At 41.5% G+C, this 26,106-nt stretch carries 19 protein-coding genes; 7 read left to right on the top strand and 12 right to left on the bottom strand.

The genetic code is table 11. From position 1 onward, the window contains the following. Positions 1–40: 40 nt before the first annotated feature. Together GGQ60_RS00525 and GGQ60_RS00520 are read left to right on the top strand one after the other, a co-directional pair. On the top strand, positions 41–676 hold the full coding sequence (locus GGQ60_RS00525) for a hypothetical protein (protein WP_183759446.1): 636 nt from the start codon (positions 41–43) through the stop codon (positions 674–676). Between the two features lie 17 nt (positions 677–693). Further along, positions 694–1,143, top strand: coding sequence for a DUF4262 domain-containing protein (locus tag GGQ60_RS00520; RefSeq protein WP_183759445.1), 450 nt, complete (start codon positions 694–696; stop codon positions 1,141–1,143). 173 nt (positions 1,144–1,316) lie between these two features. Here GGQ60_RS00520 and GGQ60_RS00515 read toward each other — a convergent pair whose 3' ends face one another. The 4 genes from GGQ60_RS00515 to holA form a co-directional block, all read right to left on the bottom strand. Beyond that, the gene (locus GGQ60_RS00515; RefSeq protein ID WP_183759444.1) at positions 1,317–3,350 is read right to left on the bottom strand and encodes a plastocyanin/azurin family copper-binding protein; all 2,034 of its coding nucleotides are present in this window, start codon (positions 3,348–3,350) and stop codon (positions 1,317–1,319) included. A gap of 7 nt (positions 3,351–3,357) precedes the next feature. Continuing rightward, positions 3,358–4,092: a hypothetical protein gene (locus GGQ60_RS00510; protein ID WP_183759443.1), complete on the bottom strand. Its 735-nt coding sequence runs from the start codon at positions 4,090–4,092 to the stop codon at positions 3,358–3,360. Positions 4,093–4,596: 504 nt separating this feature from the next. Beyond that, positions 4,597–6,855 carry a glycosyl hydrolase family 95 catalytic domain-containing protein gene (locus GGQ60_RS00505; protein ID WP_183759442.1) on the bottom strand — a complete coding sequence of 753 codons (2,259 nt, stop codon included), beginning with the start codon at positions 6,853–6,855 and terminating at the stop codon, positions 4,597–4,599. 139 nt (positions 6,856–6,994) lie between these two features. Next, complete coding sequence (holA, locus tag GGQ60_RS00500; RefSeq protein ID WP_183759441.1) at positions 6,995–8,014, bottom strand: DNA polymerase III subunit delta; 1,020 nt, start codon at positions 8,012–8,014, stop codon at positions 6,995–6,997. A 221-nt stretch (positions 8,015–8,235) separates the two neighbouring features. Between holA and GGQ60_RS00495 the strand changes: the two genes are divergently transcribed. Beyond that, positions 8,236–8,694 (top strand): type I restriction enzyme HsdR N-terminal domain-containing protein, encoded by a 459-nt coding sequence (locus tag GGQ60_RS00495; RefSeq protein ID WP_183759440.1) that lies wholly within the window; start codon positions 8,236–8,238, stop codon positions 8,692–8,694. A 1,014-nt stretch (positions 8,695–9,708) separates the two neighbouring features. Here GGQ60_RS00495 and GGQ60_RS00490 read toward each other — a convergent pair. The 5 genes from GGQ60_RS00490 to GGQ60_RS00470 form a co-directional block, all read right to left on the bottom strand. Continuing rightward, entirely contained in the window at positions 9,709–10,902 is a 1,194-nt protein-coding gene (locus GGQ60_RS00490; protein ID WP_183759439.1) for a Gfo/Idh/MocA family protein, read from the bottom strand. Positions 10,903–11,223: 321 nt separating this feature from the next. Beyond that, a complete protein-coding gene (locus tag GGQ60_RS00485) occupies positions 11,224–12,588 on the bottom strand; it encodes a 3-keto-disaccharide hydrolase (protein ID WP_183759438.1) in 1,365 nt (454 codons plus the stop codon). Between the two features lie 93 nt (positions 12,589–12,681). After that, positions 12,682–14,037 carry a Gfo/Idh/MocA family protein gene (locus GGQ60_RS00480; protein ID WP_183759437.1) on the bottom strand — a complete coding sequence of 452 codons (1,356 nt, stop codon included), beginning with the start codon at positions 14,035–14,037 and terminating at the stop codon, positions 12,682–12,684. Positions 14,038–14,849: 812 nt separating this feature from the next. Continuing rightward, positions 14,850–15,533 (bottom strand): hypothetical protein, encoded by a 684-nt coding sequence (locus GGQ60_RS00475; RefSeq protein WP_183759436.1) that lies wholly within the window; start codon positions 15,531–15,533, stop codon positions 14,850–14,852. Positions 15,534–15,591: 58 nt separating this feature from the next. Next, a complete protein-coding gene (locus tag GGQ60_RS00470; protein WP_183759435.1) occupies positions 15,592–18,258 on the bottom strand; it encodes a valine--tRNA ligase in 2,667 nt (888 codons plus the stop codon). 217 nt (positions 18,259–18,475) lie between these two features. Between GGQ60_RS00470 and GGQ60_RS00465 the strand changes: the two genes are divergently transcribed. Next, positions 18,476–18,880: a DoxX family protein gene (locus GGQ60_RS00465; protein WP_183759434.1), complete on the top strand. Its 405-nt coding sequence runs from the start codon at positions 18,476–18,478 to the stop codon at positions 18,878–18,880. Here the strand turns inward: GGQ60_RS00465 and GGQ60_RS00460 are convergent, their stop codons facing one another. Together GGQ60_RS00460 and GGQ60_RS00455 are read right to left on the bottom strand one after the other, a co-directional pair. Further along, on the bottom strand, positions 18,881–19,519 hold the full coding sequence (locus GGQ60_RS00460; protein ID WP_229685055.1) for a Uma2 family endonuclease: 639 nt from the start codon (positions 19,517–19,519) through the stop codon (positions 18,881–18,883). Positions 19,520–19,698: 179 nt separating this feature from the next. Beyond that, on the bottom strand, positions 19,699–21,690 hold the full coding sequence (locus tag GGQ60_RS00455; protein ID WP_183759433.1) for a heavy metal translocating P-type ATPase: 1,992 nt from the start codon (positions 21,688–21,690) through the stop codon (positions 19,699–19,701). A 344-nt stretch (positions 21,691–22,034) separates the two neighbouring features. Between GGQ60_RS00455 and GGQ60_RS00450 the strand changes: the two genes are divergently transcribed. The 3 genes from GGQ60_RS00450 (at position 22,035) to GGQ60_RS00440 (ending at position 25,634) form a co-directional block, all read left to right on the top strand. After that, a complete protein-coding gene (locus tag GGQ60_RS00450; RefSeq protein WP_183759432.1) occupies positions 22,035–24,068 on the top strand; it encodes a M13 family metallopeptidase in 2,034 nt (677 codons plus the stop codon). Between the two features lie 277 nt (positions 24,069–24,345). Next, positions 24,346–25,125, top strand: coding sequence for a DUF2625 domain-containing protein (locus GGQ60_RS00445; RefSeq protein ID WP_183759431.1), 780 nt, complete (start codon positions 24,346–24,348; stop codon positions 25,123–25,125). Positions 25,126–25,130: 5 nt separating this feature from the next. Beyond that, positions 25,131–25,634: a DinB family protein gene (locus GGQ60_RS00440; RefSeq protein ID WP_183759430.1), complete on the top strand. Its 504-nt coding sequence runs from the start codon at positions 25,131–25,133 to the stop codon at positions 25,632–25,634. On the opposite strand, the gene GGQ60_RS00435 is transcribed toward GGQ60_RS00440, so the two are convergent. Then, positions 25,606–25,944 (bottom strand): MmcQ/YjbR family DNA-binding protein, encoded by a 339-nt coding sequence (locus tag GGQ60_RS00435; protein WP_183759429.1) that lies wholly within the window; start codon positions 25,942–25,944, stop codon positions 25,606–25,608. The two genes, GGQ60_RS00440 and GGQ60_RS00435, sit on opposite strands and share 29 nt — an antisense overlap. Positions 25,945–26,106: the final 162 nt, after the last annotated feature.

Genomic DNA, 26,106 nt, shown 5'->3' with positions numbered 1-26,106 from the left:
CAGCTAAAGCCTAGAGCATGCTTTTTAATCAACATCACCAATGATTTCAACAAAAAATCTCAGCTTGCTTCCAGATAGAACATCACTTGAGACTATTTGTAAAGCGATTTCAGTTTTAGATGCAATAATTTGTCAGGAATGGCAATATCGTTATTATTCATTCAATTCGGAGTGGGATACCAATGAACAGTGTTTGCAAATGCGAAATGGTGCAGGTGATGAAATGCATATATTATTTCTCCATGAAGGCAGCGCAATAAATGGTTTTGCACACGAATACAAACAACAAAATAAGACTAAACTGACCACAAATTTGCCTTCAATTTTTGATGAATTTATTTTTGGAGAACCTGTTGCATCAATCGGTACCACATTTTGCATATGGACGAGTGAACCGAAAAACTGGCAAGTTGGACAACTTGAAAATATTGACGATCATTCAGGAGAAATGTTGAGCATTTTTGATGGGGATCCTCAGACTTATATTGATTGGGCGACTGATTATTTTGAAGGAAGTTACAAAGAAAGTGGAATCCCTCTGGAAACCGTATCGAAAATTTATAATGGACAAACGCTGACAAAAGAAATGGTTTTATCCATTGTTGAGGAACTGGAAGATTGGGAACAACTTGAAACTGATCTAAAAGAAATCAACTATCCTTATAACTTTGAATAGCGAGAAAATCATTATAAATGAGTGAAGAGCAAAAAAGATTATACTTTGAAATGGTCGATAATAAAATCGAGCAGCATGGCTTCCATGTAACCTATGTGCTAGAAGAAAAAGACTTTACCCCATTTGGTTATTCAAGCGGACTGTATAAAAATTTTGGAATCCCCGAAGCTTTTGTTTCTGGCTTACCCAATGGACTTACCAACACGTTAATTACTAATTATGCTCAGGCATTCAGGAACCAAAAAGTGCCTTTAAAACAGAAATTAGTCAATTTAATCGATCGTTTCCCGGTATATATTATTCCGGTAAAAAATGAAGCCTTGAATGAAAAAATACTGAGTACGTTCAGATTATATGAAAACAATTACTTCGAATCTGTCCAAATCATTTATCCGGATTTAGACGGGAAATTCCCTGAAGAGATAGGTTATGATTATGACCAGGAAATTTTGGGGAATGTAAACTAAAATAAAGCTTTGTTATAAATTGCCTTGTTCTCATCAAATGCGTCATATAACACTGAAGATATTGAGTCCTTACACAAACCCATAACATTAAAGATTAGGAAATAAAAAATGCAGATTAAGCGCTTAAATCAACGCTCAATCTGCTTAAAAGAAATGCGGGTTAAACCCGAATATTATTTAATCACTTTAATCTGGCCTTTCATCACCATGTAATGGCCTGGATAGGTACAAATAAAAGGATACACACCCGGTGTTTTAGGTACCGTAAAATAAATCGTATCTGATTTTCCAGGTTGTAATAATGATGTATAAGCCAGTACCTTAGGCGTACCCGGAACAAAATCGTACTTTTCGCCATCAAGGCCCATTTTCAAGGCCATTTCGCCTACCGCATTGCCCGATCCCGGTGTAGTAAGCACAAAATTGTGTAACATATCATCAACATTTTTAAAGGTTAGCTTTACGTTAGTGCCTGCCTTCAGGGTAATGTTGGTCAAATCGAATTTTAAACCTGGCTTGGTGCCCAGTACAATGATTTTATCAGGCCCTTTCGTCCAGTTTTCGGGTTGTTGGGTTACATGTTTTGTGGCGTCGGTATTGCCTTTAACTGCACCACCGGCTGTTGCCATATTGCCCATTTGGTGGTGTTCCATTCCCTCCATATGGTGTTCGGCCGGTGCGTTGCCTGTAGGTTTATTTTCAGCAGTTAATGCCAGCTTTTCCCCATCAGGGATCTTGTTTAGGGTATAAAAGCCGTAATTGTGCAACAAAGGGATCTTGTCGTTCCCGGAAAGTAATCCTTCCATTTTAATTTCGTGGATGTAACCTTCTTTTAAGCTATCCAGCACCAACCGCACCCGTTTATGATCAGGGGACACAACAATGGCTTTAATACTGCGTGCTGATTTATTGATCACCGGACTGCCGTAAATGTGGTGATATTTATAGGTAAAAGTAGATAGTTGATAAGTACCGGCATCCCGTGCGGTTTTTTCATCAACCGGCATGGTAAACTCCAGCTCGAAACCATCAGGCTGAGCCTTTACCGTTTGCGCTTCAAATGGCACAATACCCGACCAGGTTAAACGCTGCAGCCCGTATTCGGCTTTGCCTGTAGATGACCACCCTCTTGAAGTCATGCCCACCAGCATACTGCCATCGGAGCCCCAGTTCATCCTGAGGATACCGGAAGAAAATCCACGGCGGAAAGGGAAAACCACGCCCTGGTATACCCCTTTTACTTTCTCTAAAAATACCCTGTTGATGTTACTCTGCGATTGGTCGCCTACAAAAAGCTGCCCTTTAAATGGCCCCATATTGCCATTAGCCGTATAATTCAGGATGCCGGATGTGGAGTTACCCATAATCGAATGCGGAATCCATACCGATGGGGTTTTTAATCCCGGTACCCTTTTGGCGACTTCGAATTCGGGCTCGCCGGTATCGGGAATATCACCTTTACGCAGTTTAACCGGAGAACCTGGCTCACCTGCCCATACCAGTCCGGCAGGATTACCAACAAAATCGCCTTCTTCTACGTGGGTAATGCTGCCCGAGCCTACCCAGTCGCCCTGGTTTTCGGCATAAAATATGTCACCATCATCATTCAGTGCCATGGCTGCAGGCGAGCGGAACCCCGTTGCAAAAGGTATTAACTTAAAATCGGGGGTAAACTTGAGCATCCAGCCATGCCATTTGGATAAACTGGCCCCATAACCGATCCAGCCTACATTGAGTGTAACCACCATATTGCCATCTTTATCCAACATAGGTCCATAGGCATATTCGTGGTAATTGCCCGATAAGGGCCAGGAGTACATGGTGCGGTATTCGTCGGCTTCGCCATCGCCATCCAGGTCGCGCAGGCGTGTAATCTCGGCACGCTGGGTAAGGTAAAGGTCTCCCTTGATGTAATTTAAGCCCAATATTTCGTGCATCCCCTGTGCAAACAGGCGGTATTTGGGTTGTTGGCCATCTTTCATGTATGGATTGGTAATGATCCACACCTCGCCTTTGCGGGTAGCCACAGCCAGCTCATCATTGGGCAAAAAAGTCATCCCACCAACTTCGAGTGCTATTTCTTTCGGGATGGGAACGGTTACTATCGGATAAATCTGTTTCTCTGTTTGCGCTTGTGTTTGTGCTTTTACGGTTACCAGTGCACTGCCCAGTAACAAAAGAGACAATAAATATGTTGATTTTTTCATGTCTTGATTACCAGGTTAGCGAATAGGTTAACGAATCGGAAGCATTGGCCAGCTGCACCAGCAGCTCCTTGCCACTTTGGGTTTTCCTGATAAAAGCTTTTGTACCTTCAGCAACGGTTACCGTATAAGTTTTATTGCCTACAGTATAAGTATTGTTTTTATGGGCATCGATAGTGGCTGCGGCGGCAATACGACAATAAAGCGGCTGCTTGCCGTTGCTGATGCTGATGGTGCGGCTCAATGCGGTACCCCCATTTAAGACGGTTATTTTATCGCTTACCTCGGCACCATTGGCAGTATATAAAAATGTTGGCATTTTGCTTTTATCCAATACATAACCCTGGTTTTGCAGGTCGTCAAAAGCAATAGAATCGGGCCATGCAGCATCTTTATCAGCCAGCACAGCAAGGGCTGGTGCGGCAGAAAGCGGCAGAACGGTACCCAAAGGCTTGGCCAGCTGGGGTTCTCCCCTGTCTTGCCACATTTCTTTCACATCCATAAAATCGCCGCGCCATACCTCCAGCAAAGCACCCTGTTTTAAATCGTAGGCATAGTTTATCTTTTCGGGCGTACCTACGGAAATTACATGGGTACGTTTCTTCCCTTCAAACATCAGGAAACTTCTCAGTAAATAGGGTTTGTTCGTTGCATTGATGACATAAGGGCTGGCATTTTGGGCCCTGGAATAGGCTGCACAGCAGATCAGTAGCATCAGGCAGCACATCAGTCGTTTATAGATCATAATTATTTATTTGGTTAAGGTGCAACAGAACAATCGGTTGCATAACAAATATATCATTAGCATCCCGGTTTACAAAAATTCTGGTAAAACAATTACCCATAATAAATGTAAAATTCTAATTATCAGAACATTAAAACTTAATCAAAAAAATGCAAACGGTAGCATAAACCGACGGGGCAGTATTAGAAAATCCTGACTGCAGGTAGGAACAACGGCCTGCCCCGGCCTTTCGGGAAAGCAAGCTCCTTTAGCGAAATGATTCTTGCTATACAGGTGGCTTTAAAGGCTGAAAAACCTTCCCACCAGGGCGATTCCGGAAGCGACCTAAAACGCTAAAATCTACGTTCGTCCTTATTCATCTGATCCATCAAATCCTCTCGAAAGGGATTTGAGATGGATGGTCAGGTTGAGCCCGTCGAAATACCTTGCATGTATTGCGCAAGGCCCTTCGGCAGGCTCAGGGATGATATTTGGGTATCCTTAACTGGAAAATCTTAATGAGAACTACTCGTAACCATTTTCAAAAGTTACGATCTGCTTTGCTTTCAGTTTTACCTCGGCAATCCCCTCTGCCCCCATTTTTATACTGCCTGGCGGTAGGTCTTTAGCAATGTAAGTTTTAAAAGGAAGCTTAACGCGCAATACACCACCTTTTTCGGCATAGATTTTTACTTTTACCGGCACCCCATTTTCTTTGGCAGCACTAACCAAAAAGGCACCCTCTGTGCGTAAACTGTTAAAAGAAACATTGGCCCAGCTTTGTGGTACAGCGGGGAAAACCTGGATATAACCATTGCGGCTCTGAACCAGCAGTTCCTGCACCCCCTGGGCAAATGCAAAATTACCTTCGAGCGTAAACGGGCGGTAAGTAAAACCCGAATACTGGCCACCTTTTTGATCGCCATTTAAATGGAAACTGTTTGGCGAGCAGAAATTTGAAGCAAAAATTTCCAATTGTTTTACGGCTTTATCTGCCTGGTAAGCCCTGGCATATAAAGAAGCCATCCAGCTAAAAGAATAACCGCACCAGGCCCTGGTACCCATTTCTTCTATTCGTTTTAATGAGTTTTCGATTATTGTTTTATCTTTTTCTTTATTCACATCAAGCAAACCGAGCGGATAAATAGCCATGTATTGCGACATGTGGCGGTGCGAACTGGTTAAATTGGCACCCGGAGCAATGGTAAAGCCCGTTTCGTTTACTTCATAATCAGGCAACTGGCCCAAAATAGTTAACCAGTGTTTACGCTCTTCTTCCTTACCATTGGCCTGGCTCACCTCGGCTGCTGCCTTAAACAGAAACCTGGTAAGGGATAAATCGAAATTGGTCCATTCTAAAAACCAGGCTTTAATGCTGTTATCGTTATACTCCGGGCTGGAGCTTAGCGGCAATTTGCGCACACCATCTTTTAAGCGGGTAATGTTTTCCAGGTAAGTTGCCACATCGTGAATATAAGGATAAGCCCTTGTTTTCAAGAAAGTATCGTCCATACTGTACTTCCACTGCCAGTAAAAGTGCTGCGAGGCCCAGGCGCCAACGGTAGGCGAAAGCGAATACTGGATCCATCCACCCATCGGATCGCCATTTAAGGTTACCACCCCCGGCACATTCAGTCCGGCTACGCCAAAATACTGTTTGGTATAGCCCAGGTTGCGGTCTCTGATTTTCCAAAGCCAATCGGTAAAGGTAGCGCCCTCTGCCAGGTGGTTACCGGTATAAGTTGGCCAGTAGCTTAACTGGGTATTCAGGTCGTTATGAAAATCGCCTTTCCAGGGAGGTAAACTTCCGTTATCGGCGGTCCAAACCGCTTGCAAAGTAATGGCAGGTGCACCCTTTCTGGCCACACTGCCCAGCTTATACATCTCGAGGTAATATTGTTTCTGGATTAATGCATCGGGCACCGAAACGCGCGATTTGCTCCAGAAGTTTTTCCACCAGGCTGTATGTTCAACCCAACCGGTGGGTTCTTTGGCTGTTGCAGAAATAGGCGATAAACTTGCTGCCCGGTCGCTGCTAATGGTCCACGAGCCGATTATATTTCCATCCGGTAGCTTTTTCCACTGAACCAATACTTCATAATAATGACCTTGATAAGTAGGCTGATGATAACGGATACCACTTGCAGTATGGGTAACGGTTCCCTTTTGGTAGCCCAGTTTCTGCAAACCTTCTCCTGCATGGCTGTTGTCTCCTTTTTCAATTTGTCTGTTTGCATAATTATGTACAATTAAAGCCGGTAAAGTTGCTGCAGAGTTAAGATTTTTAAAGCTAAAATAACCTTCTTGTTTAACCGCATGGATATAACAGTTAAAAACGGTTCCGTTATCGAATTTAACCGTATTTAAAGCGGTTTCGATATTAAGGTCGTTGGCAACTACCTTACCCAGTTTAGCGAGGTCAAATTCAAGTGCCGCAGCCGGCAGCTTAGTGGGGTAAGGACTGCGGTCGTAAGGTTCATCACCTAATTTTTGTACTGCAGCGTAATTATTGTGGTGTACCTGCTCTTCAACCCATTTGAAATTAAATTTCGAAATATCCATGGCTTTGCGTTCATCCCATAAATCGGCGCGGTCTAAAGAAAGGCGGAGTTTATTGTTTTTTTGCCAGATTAATGCCCCCAGCATACCGTTGCCTAATGGCATGGCTTCGTCCCACCGGTCGGCAAGTTTGGGAAAAGAAAGATCGTAAGGTTTTAACTGTTGTGTGTAGCCCGCAAAAAAAGAGCAGAGCAGCAGTAAAAAAATAGCGGTTTTGGTTTTCATTTGGTTCTTTTAGAATGGATTAACATTTGTGTTTAATGTATTAATCCCTAAAATACAGCTATTTGATTACAATAAAATCGCCTAAAAATTACGCAAACGTTTGATGGCGGATATAAAATTATTTTTTGTGAACAAAAGATCAATGTATGATCTTAAAAACAAGCTCTTTCAGCAATTCGCCATCATCAACGTTCCCCGTGCTATCCAATCCCTTGCTTTTTAAATCGTACTCGCGCAATAAGCCAATTACCTGAAAAACCTTACCGGTATTGTAATTCCGGGCCGCTACCTCGTAATCTTTAATAAAGAATGGGGGCACGCCCAGCGCCGATGCCGCATCGGCTTTGTTCGGGATATAATGGTATTTGAGCAGTTTAGTAAAATAACCGCCTAAATTGGCCAAAACCATTACGGTTGGATTGGCCTTGGGATTGCTGGCGAAGTAATTGATAATTTTATTACATTTTAACACATCGCGGATGGCCAGTGCTTTCTGCAGTTCGAAAACGTTATATTCTTTACTGATGCCGATGTTTTTCTGAACCAGATCGGTATTAATGGTAACCTCTTTTGAAACGTTGAGCATTAATTTTTCGATCTCGTTGGCAATTTTGGAGAGATCGGTGCCCAAATATTCGGCCATTAATGCCGATGCCTGCTGATCGATCCTGTACCCTTTTTCCTTAACAAATTCTTCGATCCAGGGTACCAGCTTATAATCGCGCACCGGATCTGACTGAAAAATTAACCCGCTTTTGCTTATCGCTTTGTAAATCTTTTTACGCTTATCGAAATTGGCATATTTATAGGCAAGCACCAAAATGGTACTGGGTAAAGGTTTTTCGAAATAATTGAGCGCAAATTCGCCTTCCTTAGAACTGTCTTCCTTGCCCCATTTTAAATCCTGTGCTTCTTTAACAATCACCACCTGGTAATCAGACATCATCGGATACCGCTTTGCTGCGCCTAAAACTGTAGCCATATCGGTATCTTTGCCGTATAAAACCGTCTGGTTGAAACCTTTTTCGGCATCGTTTAATAACTTATCTTCGATATAATCGGTTACCTGATCAATATAGTAAGCCTCTTCCCCATGTAACAGGTATACAGGTTTGAATTTCCGGGCTTTGATATCTTTGATAATTTCGGCAGCAGTCATGGCTGGTAAAATTACAATTTAGGTTTAATGATTTTGGTAAATGTTTATAAATTAAGGAGTGTGATGAGTTAGATTTGAGATGGGAGATGGGAGATATTAGATTTGAGACATTAGACAGCCTACTTCTTCAGCATCATTTAAAATTAACTAACTTTGATGCTGCTACACTGTTAGCTGCTTACTGTCAACTGAAAACTACCAACTGATAACTGTCAACTGAAATGTTTACCCCTACCCCACTTAACCTTCCTCCGTATCCGTTTAAAATCACTAAAAAAAATGATGTGGTGTTTATTTTCGATGAGCTGAGGAAGAAACACCTGGTGCTTACACCTGAAGAGTGGGTCCGTCAGCATTTTATACAGAACCTTATTTTAGAAAAAAAATTCCCCCGCAGCCTGATTCAGATTGAAGGCGGTTTAGTGTTAAACCAGTTACAAAAACGCAGCGATATCCTGGTTTACAATACGGCCGGCGAAAAGCTGATGTTGATTGAATGTAAAGCACCAAAGGTTAAGATTACACCTTCGGTTTTCGATCAGGCATCGCGGTACAATTCGATACACCAGGCCAGGTGGATCGTTTTGACCAATGGTTTGCAGCATGTTTACGCCAGGATGGATGCAGAAAAAGGCCGCTTTAATTTCGTACAGGAAATACCGGAGTATTTGGAGTTGTAAAGCCATATTTGTCATCCTGAACATAGTGAAGGATCTTTATTGAATAATTTGGTTCTTTTCTTAGGGCTAACCTCATTTTCTGAATCACGCTATTCAACCCTCAGCAGCAGCACTATTCTTGCCATCTAAACCTGATTGACGCGGAAATCCTTTTTTGTAGCCCCCCGGCGCAGCCAGGCGCAAAAAAGATTGAAGCAGAAAGCAGGAACGAACTTTAAAACAGGGGCCATCAATTGCTTTCCAAAAAATAAGGTTTGCTCCTCAACATCCTGGCTTTTTCACCGCACCCGATCGCTATTGGATCAGAAACAATAAAAAGTACAAACCTTAGCTTATAGAATACCTTGACTATGCTTTGAACAAGTTAATCAGTGAAGATTCAAATAGAAATTTCGTCATCTCGACTGGAGTGTAACGGAATGGAGAGATCTACCTGAACAGATTTCCATCTATCGTTTGGTGTCCCACCGACCGAAACTTGATCAGTATCCAAAAAATGAAAGTAAAATTATATTTTCTTCTGCGTAATTAATATACAGATAAAGGGAAAAATAGCTCATCAATGGGAGCGCAGATCTAATGCTAAACACGAAATTTCTTCCCGTTTTCCGCTTATACGCTTTCCCGAAGGTTCGGGATACCTCGTTGCTGCAGGGTATCGCTGCAACCGGGCTATATGGCTACAGCAGCATTTCATCTTTTAGGTTGTAACATGCACAAACCTTTGTTCCTAAACCCGACTGCAGCGAACACGAAGTGAAATGGAGTAAAGCGCAAAGCGGGGCTAAAACTGCCAAGAACCTCAAACCGTTCATTTCCAAATACCAACGGGAAACAAAATGCCAATATTCCAAACTATGAACCCTAAAATTTAACTTTTATTTAGTTTCTCATCAACCGAAACTTAATCCGTACCCAAAAAAATGAAAGTAGAATAATATTTTTCTTGGTCGGTGAGGCAACAACCAATAGGAAGATTCTTCAATCGTTCGGAATGACAAAAGAGAATATGATCTAAGTACTGTATTCCGTCTTCCAAACCTGTTTATTACCGCTATAAATCGCCTCGTTACACATGGCCACGCATATAGCTGCCTGCGTTCCGGTATTGATATTCGATGCTGGCTCCTTTTTAGTGGTGATTGATTTATAAAATTCATCCAGCGCATAATTTGTACCATCAATGGTGGCCTTATCCAAAATAGGGATCCCGCCATCTTTATTGACCACAATTTTTGTCGCCCCGGTTACGCCATCTACAATACCCAGATCTTTTTTGGTACTTTCTTCGGGATAAAATAAGCCGGTGTTGGTGAGTAAAGAAACCGAACCTTTGGTTCCCTTTATTTTAAACAGGTAACCATCGTGTGCATTGCCGCAGGTGGCCCCAAAGTTGCCGATCATGCCTTTTTTGTTATACCGCAGAATGGCCTGTATATTATCATAAGTTTCGCGGCCATCCTTAAAAACATCTATCCCGCCCGAGCCCATAATTTCATCGGGTTGCGTTTCGAAAGCCCAGTTGATAAAATCGATCTGGTGGGAGAGCAGTTCGGCAGCCAGTCCGCCAGAATACTCCCTGTACATGCGCCAGTTGATTTTGCGCTCTAAAGCCGGATCGGGCACAGCCCTGCGCCAATTGCCATTACGGTCCCAGCGACAATCGATCTGGCTAACTTTACCCAAATAACCACTTTGAACCATATCTTTCACCTTAAAGTACAGCGGCGAATAACGGTATTGATACCCAACCTGAAAAACCTGGTTGGGATATTGTTTAACCAGTTTTTTAAGTTCGAGTGCCTGGGCAATGTTATAAGTCATGGTTTTTTCTACATACACATGTTTACCGGCCAGCACCGCATCTTTTGCAATGCGAAAATGCTCGCTTAAAGGTGTAGCAATAAAAACGGCATCGATACTTTTATCATCTAAAACCTTGCGGTAATCTTTTAAGGCCTTTGCATCAGCAGGAACATACTTTTCGGTTTCCTTAAGCCTGAAATCGAGCAAATCGCAATAGGCTTTAATTTTATACTTTGCAGGCATTGATTTAATTACCGATAACACACCTTTACCGCGATCGCCGCAACCAATCATAGCCACATTAATAATTTCGTCAGCTACCAGACTGGCGAAACCCTGATTGCCCAAAAGTAAACCAGAACCTACTAATGCAGATGTTTTAACAAAAGATCGACGATGCATGATATGTTAATATTTTATTTCTTAAAATGATAATCTGGAGCGCCAGGGTAATGCTTCTATTAAATGGCAGTCCCGCCAATGCTGCAATCTTTTTGTTCCAGGTAGTTGCTTTATGATTGGAAATGCAACAAAAAGTATTTCCGCGTATGTCGGGGCTATTTAATTTCTTTCAGTGCGTATGGGTTTGTTTCACAGCACAAACGCCAATAATAAACCCGATTGAGCTAAATAGCCCACAGCGCAGCGAAGACTATAAGCGAAAGCGGGACTGCTCGCAGCCATATTAAACTAACGCTCATTTTCGAGCAATAAACAACAGGCTTATAAAGTTTTAATTTTAATCGTCCTGAAATCTACCTTATTGCCATGATCCTGCAGCAGGATATGTCCTTTCGGTGCTTCGCCAAAGTTTTTCCAATCTTTGTATTTACTGATAGCAACCAATTTTTTAAACTCCTCAGAGCCACGTGTATATTCCAGCACTTTTACGCCATTTAAGTAGTGTTCCACCTTGTTATTGGGATAAACCACCACACGGCCATTGTTCCAGCTGCCGATTGGGCGCAGGAAACGGGCTTCTTTTTTAGCAGTAATTAAATCGTATAAAGAAGCCAGGGTACGGTTTCCATCCCTGCCTAATTTGGCATCCGGGTGTAGTACATCATCCAAAACCTGGTATTCCAGTCCGATGGCCGAACCGGTATTATTCTCGCTCAGGGTAACAAAGTATTTTACACCGCTATTGGCTCCGGGAGTAAGCCTGAATTCGAACGATAAGTCAAAAGCCGCATATTCATCCCTGGTTACAATATCGCCACCATTGGTTGATTCGGCACCGCCCGAAGGTTCTACGCTGATTATCCCATCGGCAATTTTCCATCCTTTGGCAGGGAAAGCCGTTTTATAAGCACCTATCCACCCTGCATTGCTTTTACCATCAAATAATAGTTTATAACCCTCCGATTTTTCGTAGGCAGATAAGGTATTGGGTGTGAGGTTAACCGTATAAATCCCTTTAGGAAATGCCTTGGCTTTTAACCCTTCTGTTTGAATATTGATGTTCTTGAAATAAACTTTTTTGCCATCATTCTCGAGGTTATTGCCAATACCATGCACCTGTAAACCAATAAATCCGGTTTTATCTAAGGTATCGATCACATAAGCAACAGGGTTTCCATTTACCCAGGTTTTAGTTTCGTTACCGATACATTCAATCCGGTAATGGTTAAACCCGTTCTTTTTATACAATGGCTTTGCTGATGGGTTAAGTTCCAGTGGGTAAAGCCATAACCTTCTGGCTTCATCGTAAATTCCGCCGGTCCATGCCCGCGGTGTAGGGTCTATTTCTACCTGCCTGCCAAAAACCAATCCTTTACCGTTATTTCCTTCGGGTTTGATATGGCTGCGCGTTTGTATACCCGAGTTGGTGGTTTCACCCTCCAGTTTCACGTCAAGCTCCAAAATGAAATCGCCATATTCTTTTTCGGTGATCAGGAACGAATTTGGTGTGCCCTTGGTCATCGTTCCAACAATCATTCCATCTTCAACCTTGTACGGAGCAGCACCTGCAACGGCTTTCCAACCGGTAAGGGTTTTACCGTCAAATAAAGGTTTTGCTTTTTGGGCAGTGGCTGATAAAGTGATGAGCGAAAACGCCAGAATACTATATTTTTTAAAATTTAACATGATTTGATTTTTCTTGTTGTCATGGCGGGGAAGAATGACGAAGCAATCTTTTTTGTTTGATGGATCGCTTCGTGCTTCGCCATAATGATATTTTTAATATTTAAATACTTTTCCGTTTGCGATAACTTCCTGTCTGTTTTCATCGAAAATTGCTTTTGCACCTGTGCGTACCGCGGCATTGGTCATGATATTGGCAATAGAATGTGAATAACCAGCCTCAACCGGGGCATTTGGTGTTTTACGGCTACGTACACATTCCATCCAGTTACGCATGTGGCCTGAGGTTAAGCTATCGCCGCCCATACTGGCTCCTGTGGCCGTTTTAATTTCGGTTTTGCTTAAATCAAATTCAGGCAGCAGGTTGGCTTTTAAACCCATGGCTGCAGCTTCTTTCTCTTTTAAACCACCTTTTGGCGATACTTTATTCGTAATCAGGTTCAGCTCTCCACCGTTTGAATAATAAACCTCACCAACATCGCCTACACTATTCTGCATCCTCGATGTAAAGGTAACCTGGAAACCGTCGGTAGTATCTGGCTTACCGTAATCGAATACTGCAACCATCGTATCCCAGTTTCTGCGGCCATCTTTCCAGGTGTAAATGCCTCCGTTTGCCACTACACTGCGCGGGTGTTTTAAATTGGTAAACCAATGTACCGTATCAATCTGGTGCGACATCCACTGGCCGGGCATACCGGAAGAATAGGGCCAGAACAACCTGTATTCCAGGTATTTTCTTGCATCGAAAGGCTCAGCCGGCCTATTGAGCAAGAATCGTTTCCAATCGATATCTTCTTCCTTTAATTTAGCCACTAAATCTGGTCTGCGCCAACGGCCCGGCTGGTTTACATTCCATACCAAATCAACCGCAGTGATCGGGCCAAATTTTCCATCCTGTATAAATTTTGCCGCATTGATATAATTCTCTCCGCTCCTTCTTTGAGAGCCAATTTGTACAATCTGCTTGCTGGCCTTAACCGCTTTAAATGCCGCTTTGGCATCATCCATGGTCTCGGCAAAAGGCTTTTCTACATAAGCGTCACAATTGGCCTTTACCGCCTCGATGGTGTGAAGGGCGTGCTGAAAATCGGCAGTGCTGATGATGACGGCATCAAGGTCTTTTGTGGCATAAAGCTCATCGTTGTTTCGGCAGGCTTTAATATCATGACCAAATTTATTCTTTAAATGGGCAATTCCTAGATCTCTACGGTAGTTCCAAAGATCGGAAAGGCCTACAATATCGAAGTTCAGTTCCTTGTTGTGGTTCAAAAAACAAGGCAGGAGGGTTTCTCTGAAACGATCAGAAAAACCAACAACACCAACACGTACCCTGTCATTCGCTCCGATAATACGGCCATAACTTTTGGCACTCATGCCCATGGTACCCGCATAAGTTGCCGCAGCAAATATTGCCGATTGTTTAATAAATGTTCTTCTGGAGTTTTCCATTTGAGGATATTAGGTTAGATAAGCTCTTAAAATAGTTTACGATCTGGCAGACCGCTTTAACAAAATCTAAAATATGGTTAATAAAAATAAACCTTAAATATTCGCAAGTAATATTTTTGAAACTTTATACCAAAACAATGGCTTATAAATGTTTTAACCTTAAATAAATAGCTAAGAAGCCTGTATTTAAGGCTATAATATATTTTATTGAGATCTAGGAAAACGTTTGAAATAATTTATCCTAATGAGATTTGAATAACTACTAAATAAAAAGAGATTATATCACGAATATAGAATTATCATCCTAGAGGAATGATTTATTATATAAAAATCAATACGAGTGACCTATGATTAATTTCTTTGGCCTTACAGCACAGTCTTGCCTCGGCTCGCTGCCGCCGATGGGCTCCTTCTTTTTGCCGTCAAAAAGAACCAAAACCGAGGCATTGCCGAGCTCATTAATACAAATGAAAACAATAGAAGATCATTAATAAAGCGCCGGCTGAAAATTTTTCTATTAAAGCCGGTGGTAAGGCTATGAAAGTGCAGTCCGAAAAATTTGTTAGGCCGGATTTAAGTAGAACGAGGATGCTGTACTGGGGGGGCCTAACTGGACAGGAATGCGAAAGCGTCTAAAATACTGATTAACAATAATTTATAAAACAACATTACTAACAGTTCGTAGAGGGAGCTATTAAAACAGCTCGCAAAACGTTTCGGCAAGCTCAACGTAACAAATTCGGACGGCATTACAACTTAATATACAGCCTCTTTTTCAAGTACAAAAGTTTTTTTAAAGTTGATAGAATATTTTACAGCGCCCAATTATTTTTAGTCAACTGCACAACTAAAGTATCACGATCTTGTAATTCGTTTAAAAATCGCTCGTTAAAGTCACCGAACATGTGACCGCTAAAAATAGCAGCTCTGTTATACAGGCGCAATTTATAAAGATAACCAGAGATCATAAGGGCTTTTTTATTCCCTGTAGCTTTAAATCCTAAATCTGCCCTGTAAATAATGGGAGGAATTGATGTTGGTTGATTGATTACCCTAACAGGCTGAGTATAAATGCTGGTCCTATATATTAGGAAAGACCGATCAAGTGTAGCTTGGTTTCCAAACACCATTCCATGAAACAGATGAACATCACCTTTAAAATCAATATTAGCAGAATCCTTAACCTTGTAAGTCCAAAATCCATCTAATGCAGGTGGATATCTAATTTCTGCAGAATCGGGTTTAGTAAATTTTATCTGATAAAAATTGGCATCAAATGAGTTAGCAAAGGCATTTCCTGCAAAATTTGCTATTTTTTGTTGATCGAGTACCTCGCCATTCATTGTCCACATCCTCATTTTTCCCTTACTGTAAGATTTATAAGTTAAGGAAATGGGATATTTCAGTACCTCTTCTTTATCGCCTTCTTTCTTACAGGAAACAATAAATAATAAGAGGCAGGAAAAAATACATAATAAATTCTGAGAGCGTATCATATTTTTTAATTAAAGCCCTGTAAGGTTTTAAAAACCTTACAGGGCTGTGAGATTATTATTAGCCTAAAATCGCTAAACTTTCTTCAATAATTTTGATTTTTGCCTCAGCATCGGCCTTTTTATTGCGTTCGTTAGCAACAATTTCGGGTTTCGCATTCTGCACAAAACGTTCGTTGCTTAGTTTGGAATCAACTGATTTCAGAAAACCCTGCAGATAAATCAAATCGGCATTTAAGCGTTCGCGCTCTGCCTCTAAATCAACGTTTTCGGTTAGCGGGATAAAGAATTCATCTTTACCTGCCATAAAAGCAGTTGCACCTACAATTTTATCGTTTACAATTTCAGCTTCTGATACATTGGCCAGTTTGAAAACAATGTTTAACCATTTTTCATAGTCCAGGTCTGAATTGATTTTGATACTTAAAGGCAACGCTTCTTTAGGAGAAATCTGTTTCTGGTTCCTTACATTTCTGATTTCGGCTACCACGCTTTTAATTACCTCTGCATCTTTCAGTAATTGCTCATCAAAAGTTCCGCCTTTCGGGAATTCGGCCACAATGCAGCAATCCATCTCACCACGTTCAGCAAACAGATCATCGTGCCACAGTTCTTCCGTAATAAAAGGCATATTCGGGTGCAATAACTTGATGATATTTTCAAAGAAGGCAATCGTTGCCTGGTAGCTTTCCGCATCAATTGGCTGTTGGTAAGCAGGCTTAACCATTTCTAAATACCAGGCACAGAAATCATCCCAAACCAACTTATAAGTGATCATTAATGCTTCAGACAGCCTGTATTGCTTAAAGTTGGCTTCAATTTCTACCAATGCCTCATTAAAGCGGTTTTCGAACCACAAAATGGCCTGGGTATTCGGATTCGCCAGGTTTTCATCAACCTCCCATCCTTTTACCAAACGGAAGGCATTCCATATTTTACTGGCAAAATTACGCCCCTGCTCACAATAAGCCTCATCAAACATTAAATCGTTACCGGCAGGCGATGACATTAACATTCCCACACGAACCGCATCAGCACCATATTTTTCAATCAACCCGATCGGGTCTGGTGAGTTACCCAGCGATTTAGACATTTTACGCCCCAGTTTATCGCGTACTATCCCGGTTAAGTATACATTGGTAAATGGTTTCTTGCCCATAAATTCATGGCCGGCCATAATCATACGGGCCACCCAGAAAAACAAGATTTCAGGTGCAGTAACGAGGTCGTTGGTTGGATAATAATAGTTAATATCTTTATTTTCAGGATTTTTAAAGCCGTCAAAAACCGAAATCGGCCATAACCAGGAAGAGAACCAGGTATCCATCACATCATCATCCTGCCTCAAAAATGGCGCTAACTGATGTTTGAATCCTGCTTTTTCAGCTTCCGTGCAGTTTTCATCCAGGTGTTTTTTCTTCCAGAATTCTTCTAAAGCTTCGTCTTTGGTTTTGGCAACCACCCAGTTTCCTTTATCATCATACCAGGCCGGAATTCTTTGTCCCCACCATAACTGGCGACTAATGTTCCAGTCGCGCACATTTTCCATCCAGTGGCGGTAGGTATTTTCAAATTTATTAGGGATCAGGTTTACTTCTCCGTTCAATACATCATCCAGGGCAGGCTGAGCCATTTCTTTCATCTTTACAAACCATTGCATAGAAAGCTTTGGTTCGATAGCGGCATCGGTACGCTCAGAAAAACCAACCTGCGATTTGTAGTCTTCCACTTTATCTAAATGACCGGCTTCTTCCAACATTTTGGCAATTTTTTTACGGGCAACAAACCTGTCTTCGCCCACTAAAATAACCGCCAGTTCATTTAAAGTTCCGTCTTCGTTTAAAATATCGGTAACAGGTAAATTGTGTTTTAAACCCAGCTCATAATCGTTCAAATCGTGTGCTGGTGTAACTTTTAAACAACCTGTTCCAAATTCGATATCTACATATTCATCTTCAATAACCGGGATTTCGTGGTTAACTAAAGGCACGAAAACCTTTTTACCCTTTAAATGTGTAAAACGCTCATCGTTCGGGTTGATACAAATGGCGGCATCGGCCATAATGGTTTCCGGGCGCGTGGTTGCAATCGTTAAAAACTGGTCTGTTGTTCCAGAAATCAGGTATTTTATATAGTATAACTTCTGATTAACCTCTTTACGGATTACTTCTTCATCAGAAACGGCTGTTTTACCGGCAGGATCCCAGTTTACCATGCGGATACCACGGTAAATCCATCCTTTCTTATACAGGTGGATAAACGAATCGATCACCGCCTCAGAAAGATCATCTTCCATCGTGAAACGGGTACGGTCCCAATCGCAGCTTGCTCCCAGTTTCTTTAACTGTTCTAAAATTATACCACCATATTTCTCTTTCCACTCCCAGGCGTATTTCAAAAACTCTTCGCGCGAAAGGTCTTTTTTATTAATGCCCTGTTCTTTTAGCATCGCCACCACCTTTGCTTCAGTGGCAATTGAGGCGTGGTCAGTTCCCGGCACCCAACATGCATTTTTGCCTTGCATACGGGCCTTACGGATCAATACGTCCTGAATGGTATTGTTGAGCATATGCCCCATGTGCAGTACTCCTGTGACGTTTGGCGGCGGAATTACGATGGTGTAAGGTTCGCGCTCATCAGGTTCTGAGTGGAAAAATTTTTTAGATAGCCAATAGCTATACCATTTATCTTCTGTTTCTGCAGGATTGTACTTGGTGGATATGCTCATGAATGTATTAAAAGTTCAAAAATAGCTAATTAAGCTGAAAGACCAAAGTGGAAAGCGGAAAGAGTAAAGCAGCAAAACATCATTTTAGTTTATCCGGGGATGATGTGCATTTTCGTTTTTTTTTACAAACCGCAACCGAATTCTATTTTTGGTTTAGCCATGCTTTTTGTAATTTAGTTGCACTACCGAGCCCTTGCTAAAACGCCATACCATTAACATGAGCACTAAAAATTTCCACATTGGCTATGCCATTTTACGTTTGGTTATGGCCATTGTATTATTATCGCACAGTGTATTGGGCATGTTTGATGGCGGTATTAACGATTTCGGAAATTTATACCTGAATAAGATTGGCTTTGATCCTCTTGGTGTGGCCATTGCCTGGAGCGTTAAACTCTCGCATGTGCTTTGTGCTATATTACTGATGTTTAACCGATACATCCGCCTGGCCTGTTTTGCCAGCATATTTGTTTTAGTGATGGGCATTATTATGGTGCACTTTAAAGAAGGCTGGTTTGTGGTGGGTGGCGGAAGAAACGGTATGGAATATAATTTTGTACTGATTGGGATATTAATGGCAATTGTATTGCTGAACAAAGCGAATCCTGAACAGGAAAATTAATTAAGGTAAATCTTCAAAAACATCGTTTAAAAAGAGCTCAAAACCAGGTAAAACCGAAGAGATGATCTGCTCACTGAGTGTAAATATTTTGGAAGGCTGAAATTTACCCGATTCATCAAGGGTATAAATGAGTATGCTTTGATCGCTTTGGCTTACCACCCAGTATTCTTTTACACCGAACTCTTCGTAAATGCGGTATTTATGCAGCAGTTCCATTTTGGTGTTACCCGGTGATAAAATCTCCACCACAATATCTGGAGCCCCTATGCAACCGCGGTCATCGAGTTTACTTCTATCACAAATTACGCAGATATCCGGTTGCAAAACCGTATATACATCTTTATCGGCTTTACTCTTTTTAGGAAAGCGTACATCAAAGGGGGCGAAATAAACCTCGCAGGTTTTGCCTTTAAGGTAGTTAACTAAAGCATTTGAAATATTCCGAACAATAACCTGGTGCACCCTTGATGGTGCAGGGCTCATTTTAAAGACCTTACCTTTAATGAGTTCCACCCTTTCCGGAAAAAGCCAGTTTAAATAGTGAGCATAACTATAGGTTAATGATGCATCAAGTTCGTTAAACTGCCTAACGGGCTCATCATCGTTTAAAATCGGATATGGAACAGGTTCAGACATCATCAAATATACTAATTTTTATAGTAACAGGCCTTTCTGTTTTTCAACATCCCTTATCGGCCATGAAGAGCGGTTTTCAGCAGGCCATCAGCATTTATCATTAAACTAATGAGGAAGAAATTCAATCTTTTAATTAAAGTGCTATTCCGGGATCCAGTTCACAGGTTTAAACAATAAACCCATTAAGAAAACGTCATTTTTTGTATTCTTACAGCGTTTAAAATGGCTAAAAGTGCCACTCCCACATCGGCAAAAACAGCTTCCCACATGGTGGCTATACCGCCGGCACCTAAAATTAAAACAATGGCTTTTACAGCAAAGGCCAGTACAATATTCTGGATCACCACGCTCTTGGTAGCCTTACCGATTTTAATCGCGGTAGCAATTTTTGATGGCTGGTCGGTTTGTATCACCACATCTGCAGTTTCAATAGCCGCATCGCTTCCCATGGCACCCATCGCAATTCCAATATCGCTCATGGCCAAAACAGGGGTATCATTTATGCCATCGCCTACAAAAGCCACAACCCTTGCCTGGTCTTTTTTAATTTCTTCCAGCCTGGCTACTTTATCTTCGGGCAGCAAATCGCCATAATAAGCGTCGATACCTAAGGCTAGGGCCACTTTTTTAACTATAGCGGTCTTATCGCCGCTCAACATCACCACTTGTTTTATTCCATTTTCATGCAATTGTTTAACGGCGTCGGCAGCATCTTCTTTTGCTTCGTCGGCAATTAACACGTAACCTAGATATTGTTGATCAACAGCTACCACAACAATGCTCTCTTCAATATTTTTGATTTTAGCCTCAAAACCAATGTTAAATTTTTCGAGCAGTTTAACATTACCGGCTAAAACCTCTTTACCGTTTACCCGTCCTTTTAAGCCCATGCCGGCTATCTCTTCGATATTTTCTGCCGGACGGATTTCCTTTTCGCCGGCATATGCTACAATAGCCTTTGCAATGGGATGTGTTGATTTTGCCTCTACAGCAGTTAACAGATCCAAAAATTCCTGTTCATCCATGCTGCTTTCTACCTGTTGCACGCTAAAAACACCTTTGGTTAAGGTGCCCGTTTTATCCATGACCACGGTATTGAGTTTGGTGATAAGATCCAGAAAATTAGAACCTTTAAACAGGATTCCATTCGCCGATGCAGCACCGATCCCGCCAAAATAACCCAATGGAATGGAAATTACCAGCGCACATGGGCAAGATATCACGAGGAAAACCAGCGAACGGTACAACCAGGTCTGGAAATGGTAGTCGTTACCTAAAACCAAAATCGGGATGATAACCAGTGCCAATGCCAAAAAGAAAACAATAGGTGTATATATTTTTGCAAACTTGCGGATAAAGAGTTCGGTTTTGGCTTTGCGGTTAGTGGCGTTCTGCACCATTTCCAATATACGCGATAAGGCACTATCAGCAAAAGCCTTGGTTACTTTTACTTCGATTACCTGGTCTAAATTGAGCATTCCGGCTAAAATAAGATCGCCCTTAGTCAGGGTACGGGGTTTACTCTCCCCCGTTAAAGCTGCGGTATTAAAGCTGCTTTTATCGCTGATCAGTTCACCATCTAAAGGAATTTTTTCTCCTGCTTTAACCTGAATGGTTTCGCCGATTTCGACACTTTCCGGATTAACGGTCTCATATTTTCCATTTCGGAATACATGGGCCACATCGGCACGCACATCGAGCAGGGCTTTAATGTTCCTTTTTGCCCGGTTTACGGCTGCCATCTGGAACAGCTCACCAATGGTATAAAAGAGCATGACCGTTACCCCCTCGGGGTATTGTTCAATTGCAAAAGCACCGATGGTAGCAACAGACATTAAAGAAAACTCGGTAAAAAAATCTTTAGCCTTAAAGGTCTCCCAAACTTCCCTCAAAACCGGAATACCTACCGGTAAATAGGCTACAATATACCAGTATGGCCTGATGATCTGAAATGCCGGAACATGAAAAAGATTATCAAAAGCGATCCCGATCAGTAACATGGCCAGGGTAACGGCAGCAGGCAGGTAGGTTTTAAAGGCTGATGGATCACCACCATGATCGTGGTCATGATCATCGCCATCCTCGTGTGAATGTCCGTGATCATGATGATCTTTTTGTGCAGGGTGCACTTTACTACTGCAACAGCTATCTTCTTTATCGTGGGAGTGACTCATTATATATCAGGTATATTTTAAAATATTGCAGGTTTTATCATAACCGGGTATTGGATAAACATGCTCAAATTTATGGAAAATTAAACGGTTTATTCCGAATCATTCTTAATAGCAATATTTTTTACAAGCACACAATAAAATTTGTTAAAAAATGTTAATACAGTATAAAAGATTTAAAAATCATGAAATCGATAAAAATCCCATTTTCGGCATCTGAATTAATGAGGCGGCTCGGCTTGGCAAAAATCTACTACTGGTTTAACAAGTAATATTCTTAATATATTGCTTCAGTATTAATTTGTATTTCATAAATTTCGCTTCATAATACTAACTTATTTAAGCGAATGAAATACCAAAATTTGAAAAGATATTTTGCGGCACTGGGTATAGTTGCTGCTGGCTTTTCTGCAAACGCACAAACAAAAAAGTTCATCGACCCTGCAAACATGGATTTATCCGTTAAACCAGGTGATGATTTCTATACCTATGCAAGTGGTACGTGGGTAAAAAACAATCCTGTTCCTGCCAAAGAAACACGTTGGGGTTCATTTAATGAGCTTCGCGATTTCAATATCAATGCGGTAAAATCTTTAGTTGAGGAAGCTGCTGCAGATAAATCTGCGCCTGCAGGTTCTGTAAAACGCAGGGTGGGCGATTTTTACACAGCGGCGATGGATAGCGCCACCATCGAAAAACTCGGTTACACCCCTATCAAAGCTGACCTGGCCAGGGTAAAGCTGATTAAAGATATTCCAGGCGTTTTAGACCAGCTGGCTTATATGAGAACCAATGGTTTAGGCGGAGGAATGTTTGGTTTAGGTGTTGGCCAGGACCGTAAAAACGTCAATAAATACATGGTTAACATTGGCCAGGGCGGTACAACCCTACCCGACCGTGATTATTACCTGAAAGATGATGCCCGCAGCATTAAAATCCGTGAGGCCTACAATACCTATATGGTTACGCTGTTTACCTTAACCGGAAGTTCTCCTGAAGAGGCTAAACAAAAAGCGGCTACGGTTTACAAAATTGAAAAACAGTTTGCAGAAGCGCAGATGAGCCGTTTAGAAATGCGCGATCCTTACGCTACTTACAACAAACTTACCGTTGCTGAACTAAACAAAAAAACACCGGATATTAACTGGAGCACCTATTTGCCTAAATTCAAAATCAAAAACCAGGATACGGTTTTGGTTGCTTCGCCTAAATTTATGGTGAGTTTGGACGGCATGCTGAAATCGGTTCCGGTTGAAGATTGGAAAACTTATCTGGAATGGAATATTTTAAAAGGTTCTGCATCAAATTTAAGTTCTCCTTTTGTTAAGGCAAGTTTTGCCTTTACACAGGCGCAAACCGGCCAAAAGGTACAAACACCACGTTGGCAACGTATGTCGTCATTAACTGATGGCACCATTGGCGAATTGCTCGGTCAGCTTTATGTAGCTAAATATTTCAAACCTGAGGCTAAAGAACGCATGAACCAGATGATTGTGAACCTGCGTAAGGCTTTCGAAATCAGGATTAACGGCTTAGAATGGATGAGCCCTGAAACCAAGCAAAAGGCACTCGCAAAATTACATGCATTTACACCGAAAGTGGGTTATCCTGAAAAATGGAAAAATTACGATGGTTTAGTCATTAATAAAGATACTTATTTCCAGAACTTACGTAATGCAAGTGTTTGGAGTTATAATGAAATGGTTGATCAGTTGGGCAAACCGGTTGACCGTAAACGCTTTGGTATGACCCCTCCAACCGTTAATGCATATTACAGCCCAACCCTGAATGAAATTGTTTTCCCTGCCGGAATTTTACAATTCCCTTTCTTCGATCCTAATGCCGACGATGCCGTGAATTATGGTGGTATTGGTGCTGTAATCGGTCACGAAATGAGCCATGGTTTTGACGATAGCGGAAGCCAGTACGATGCAGCCGGTAACTTAAAAAACTGGTGGACAGCCGAAGACAAGGCCAAATTCGATGCCAAAACCAAAGCTTTGGGTGAGCAGTTTGATGCCTATACCGTACTGGATACCATTCATGTGATCGGGAAATTGACCATGGGCGAAAACATCGGCGATTTAGGTGGTTTAAATGCCGCTTATACTGCTTTCAAAATGACTAAACAAGGCCAGGGTAATGAAAAAATTGACGGTTTTACACCTGATCAGCGTTTCTTCTTGGCCTGGGCGCAGGTTTGGAGAGGTAATATTTTACCGGAAAGCGCTGCACAATTGATTAAAACCGATCCACACTCTCCGGGGCCGTACCGTACCATTGGTGCACCGGTAAATATGGATGCATGGTACAAGGCTTTTGATGTTAAGCCTGGCGATAAATTATATAAAAAACCGGAAGACAGAATTAGAATGTGGTAAGTTGAGGTGGAGGGTTTAAGGCTCTTCCACTCTATAATAGTTTAAATCAATTATTATCCCTCTTATATTGCAAGCGTCCCGATATTTTCGGGACGTTTTTTTTAGGTGTGGCGTCAGATGTTACCTTCTGACACCGGCCGAAATTATCGATTCAATTCGCGGGCTTTGGATCGTGTCCCCACGACCCGACCTTCCAAACAATTAAAAATTAATCTATCTCCCTTCAGCAATTCTTAATTAACATCCTATCTTTGAAAAAACATAAGTAATCCTATCAATGAAAAGCTTAACCACCCTCCTTTTTATCTTTGGTTTAACTTTATTTTCCTTAACAGGTTTTTCTCAGGAAAATAAACTGATCAGTATTGAGAAATTAATCAATAAAACCGATCCTGCCTGGCCACTGGTAAAAAAATGGATCGACTCTGCTAAAAACAAGGTTGAAGTATTGCCGGTAGATTCGGCGAAAGCAAAAGAGGTGCTGTATCATACACAAACAACCACTTATGCTACATTGGGGTCGGTTATTTATAATACAGGGGGTATTTTGGTCGATAATGGCTGGATCAGGATTTTAGGTTCGGGCAGCGAAAAACTAAACCGTAATGTTGCCGAATGGAATAAAGGAAAAACGCTCGAAGAATACGGCGATAACCTGCCTTACCTTTTAATTGCCGATGATGCTGTTGGTGGTTTCTTTGCCATTAATTACGGCGGCTTGGGCAAAGACATTAAAAACGTGTATTACCTCGAACCGAACAGCTTAACCTGGCAACCATTGGGTGCAGGTTATGGCGAATTTCTGATCTTCTGCTTCGATAGCGACCTTTCTAAATTTTACAAAGGCCTGCGCTGGAGTTCATGGGATAAGTTTATCAGTAATTTAGATGGAAACAAAACTTATAGTTTCCGCCCCTATTTGTGGCAGGAAGGTACCGATATTGAAAAATGTAGCCGGAAGCTGGTTGGCATTGAAGAAATGTATAAATTCAACATCATGAAATCGAAGGAGTTGAAAAATGAGCAAGAGGTAAAAAAAGAGGAACCGAAACAATAACGCCAATGCCTGATACCTTAGCCACCATTACACAGATAAAAAAGACCCGGACATTCATTTTAGCACTTGTAAAAGACTTAAGCACCGAACAATTAAATAAAATCCCAGAAGGATTTAATAATAACATCATCTGGCATATTGCACATCTTACCGCAACATTGCAAAACCTTTGTTATGTAAGATCGGGTTTACCGGTAAGCGTTGAAGAAAAATATGTCACCCCATTTTTAAGCGGAACAAAGCCAGTTGCCTTTATCGGAAAGGAAGACATCACTTCAATTTTCAATGTTCTTTTAACTGGTATAGACCGCCTGGCGGCAGATTATACCCGTGGAGTTTTTGTCGCCTTCGATCCGTGGGATAAACGCTATGGCATGAAACTCAATTCGATAGAAGATGCGGTAAACTTTGTTCCTTTTCATGAAGGGATGCACCTCGGTTATATAATGGCCTTAAAGAAATTGGTATCACCTGAAAAATTTAAGCATATTTTGCCTGTGTCTTTTTAGGAAGTTTAGCTAAAACCATTGCCCTCGATTCGGCCACCCTTCTTTTTAGCTCATGATCATTCAACACCTCTAAATTTTCTACCTGGATCCACTGTCTTTTGGCCATGTGATAAGCCTGTGCAATACCATCCCGGGCTGCCAGTTCTTCAAATTCATCGGGGTTACATTTGATCGAAAAGCTGTTGCCCTCATCAATAGCAATGATGACATAAATTTTTTCCTCTATCATGAAACACAAATGTTCCCATTTCATACCTTCTGTGGTACCTGGCAAACTCAAACAATATTCTCTGAAAGATTCAATATCCATTTTTAGGGTTTAGGGTTTAGGGTTTAGGGTTTAGGGTTAGGTGAGATCAAAGCTAACAACAAAAGATTAAAGCAGAAAGAGAAAAAGTAAGAGGCCGGGGCATTTGGGTTCTGATCGATTAAAACCGGTTAATTTCCGCTCCTGTTTTTGGCTAATTTATCC

It is taken from the genome of Pedobacter zeae, assembly GCF_014196715.1.
GTDB classification, from domain to species: Bacteria; Bacteroidota; Bacteroidia; order Sphingobacteriales; family Sphingobacteriaceae; genus Pedobacter; species Pedobacter zeae.
Note: the sequence above shows the minus strand (reverse complement) of the source record. Positions and strands in the feature narration are given on the sequence as shown.

Bases quoted from the DNA above. Each gene is read 5' to 3' on its own strand.
- GGQ60_RS00505 (WP_183759442.1), bottom strand. From the start codon at position 6,855: ATGAAAACCAAAACCGCTATTTTTTTACTGCTGCTCTGCTCTTTTTTT.
- GGQ60_RS00455 (WP_183759433.1), bottom strand. From the start codon at position 21,690: ATGAGTCACTCCCACGATAAAGAAGATAGCTGTTGCAGTAGTAAAGTG.
- GGQ60_RS00490 (WP_183759439.1), bottom strand. From the start codon at position 10,902: ATGCATCGTCGATCTTTTGTTAAAACATCTGCATTAGTAGGTTCTGGT.
- GGQ60_RS00510 (WP_183759443.1), bottom strand. From the start codon at position 4,092: ATGATCTATAAACGACTGATGTGCTGCCTGATGCTACTGATCTGCTGT.
- GGQ60_RS00480 (WP_183759437.1), bottom strand. From the start codon at position 14,037: ATGGAAAACTCCAGAAGAACATTTATTAAACAATCGGCAATATTTGCT.
- GGQ60_RS00465 (WP_183759434.1), top strand. From the start codon at position 18,476: ATGAGCACTAAAAATTTCCACATTGGCTATGCCATTTTACGTTTGGTT.
- GGQ60_RS00475 (WP_183759436.1), bottom strand. From the start codon at position 15,533: ATGATACGCTCTCAGAATTTATTATGTATTTTTTCCTGCCTCTTATTA.
- GGQ60_RS00440 (WP_183759430.1), top strand. From the start codon at position 25,131: ATGCCTGATACCTTAGCCACCATTACACAGATAAAAAAGACCCGGACA.
- GGQ60_RS00445 (WP_183759431.1), top strand. From the start codon at position 24,346: ATGAAAAGCTTAACCACCCTCCTTTTTATCTTTGGTTTAACTTTATTT.
- GGQ60_RS00450 (WP_183759432.1), top strand. From the start codon at position 22,035: ATGAAATACCAAAATTTGAAAAGATATTTTGCGGCACTGGGTATAGTT.
- holA (WP_183759441.1), bottom strand. From the start codon at position 8,014: ATGACTGCTGCCGAAATTATCAAAGATATCAAAGCCCGGAAATTCAAA.
- GGQ60_RS00520 (WP_183759445.1), top strand. From the start codon at position 694: ATGAGTGAAGAGCAAAAAAGATTATACTTTGAAATGGTCGATAATAAA.
- GGQ60_RS00515 (WP_183759444.1), bottom strand. From the start codon at position 3,350: ATGAAAAAATCAACATATTTATTGTCTCTTTTGTTACTGGGCAGTGCA.
- GGQ60_RS00460 (WP_229685055.1), bottom strand. From the start codon at position 19,519: ATGATGTCTGAACCTGTTCCATATCCGATTTTAAACGATGATGAGCCC.
- GGQ60_RS00525 (WP_183759446.1), top strand. From the start codon at position 41: ATGATTTCAACAAAAAATCTCAGCTTGCTTCCAGATAGAACATCACTT.
- GGQ60_RS00470 (WP_183759435.1), bottom strand. From the start codon at position 18,258: ATGAGCATATCCACCAAGTACAATCCTGCAGAAACAGAAGATAAATGG.
- GGQ60_RS00435 (WP_183759429.1), bottom strand. From the start codon at position 25,944: ATGGATATTGAATCTTTCAGAGAATATTGTTTGAGTTTGCCAGGTACC.
- GGQ60_RS00485 (WP_183759438.1), bottom strand. From the start codon at position 12,588: ATGTTAAATTTTAAAAAATATAGTATTCTGGCGTTTTCGCTCATCACT.
- GGQ60_RS00495 (WP_183759440.1), top strand. From the start codon at position 8,236: ATGTTTACCCCTACCCCACTTAACCTTCCTCCGTATCCGTTTAAAATC.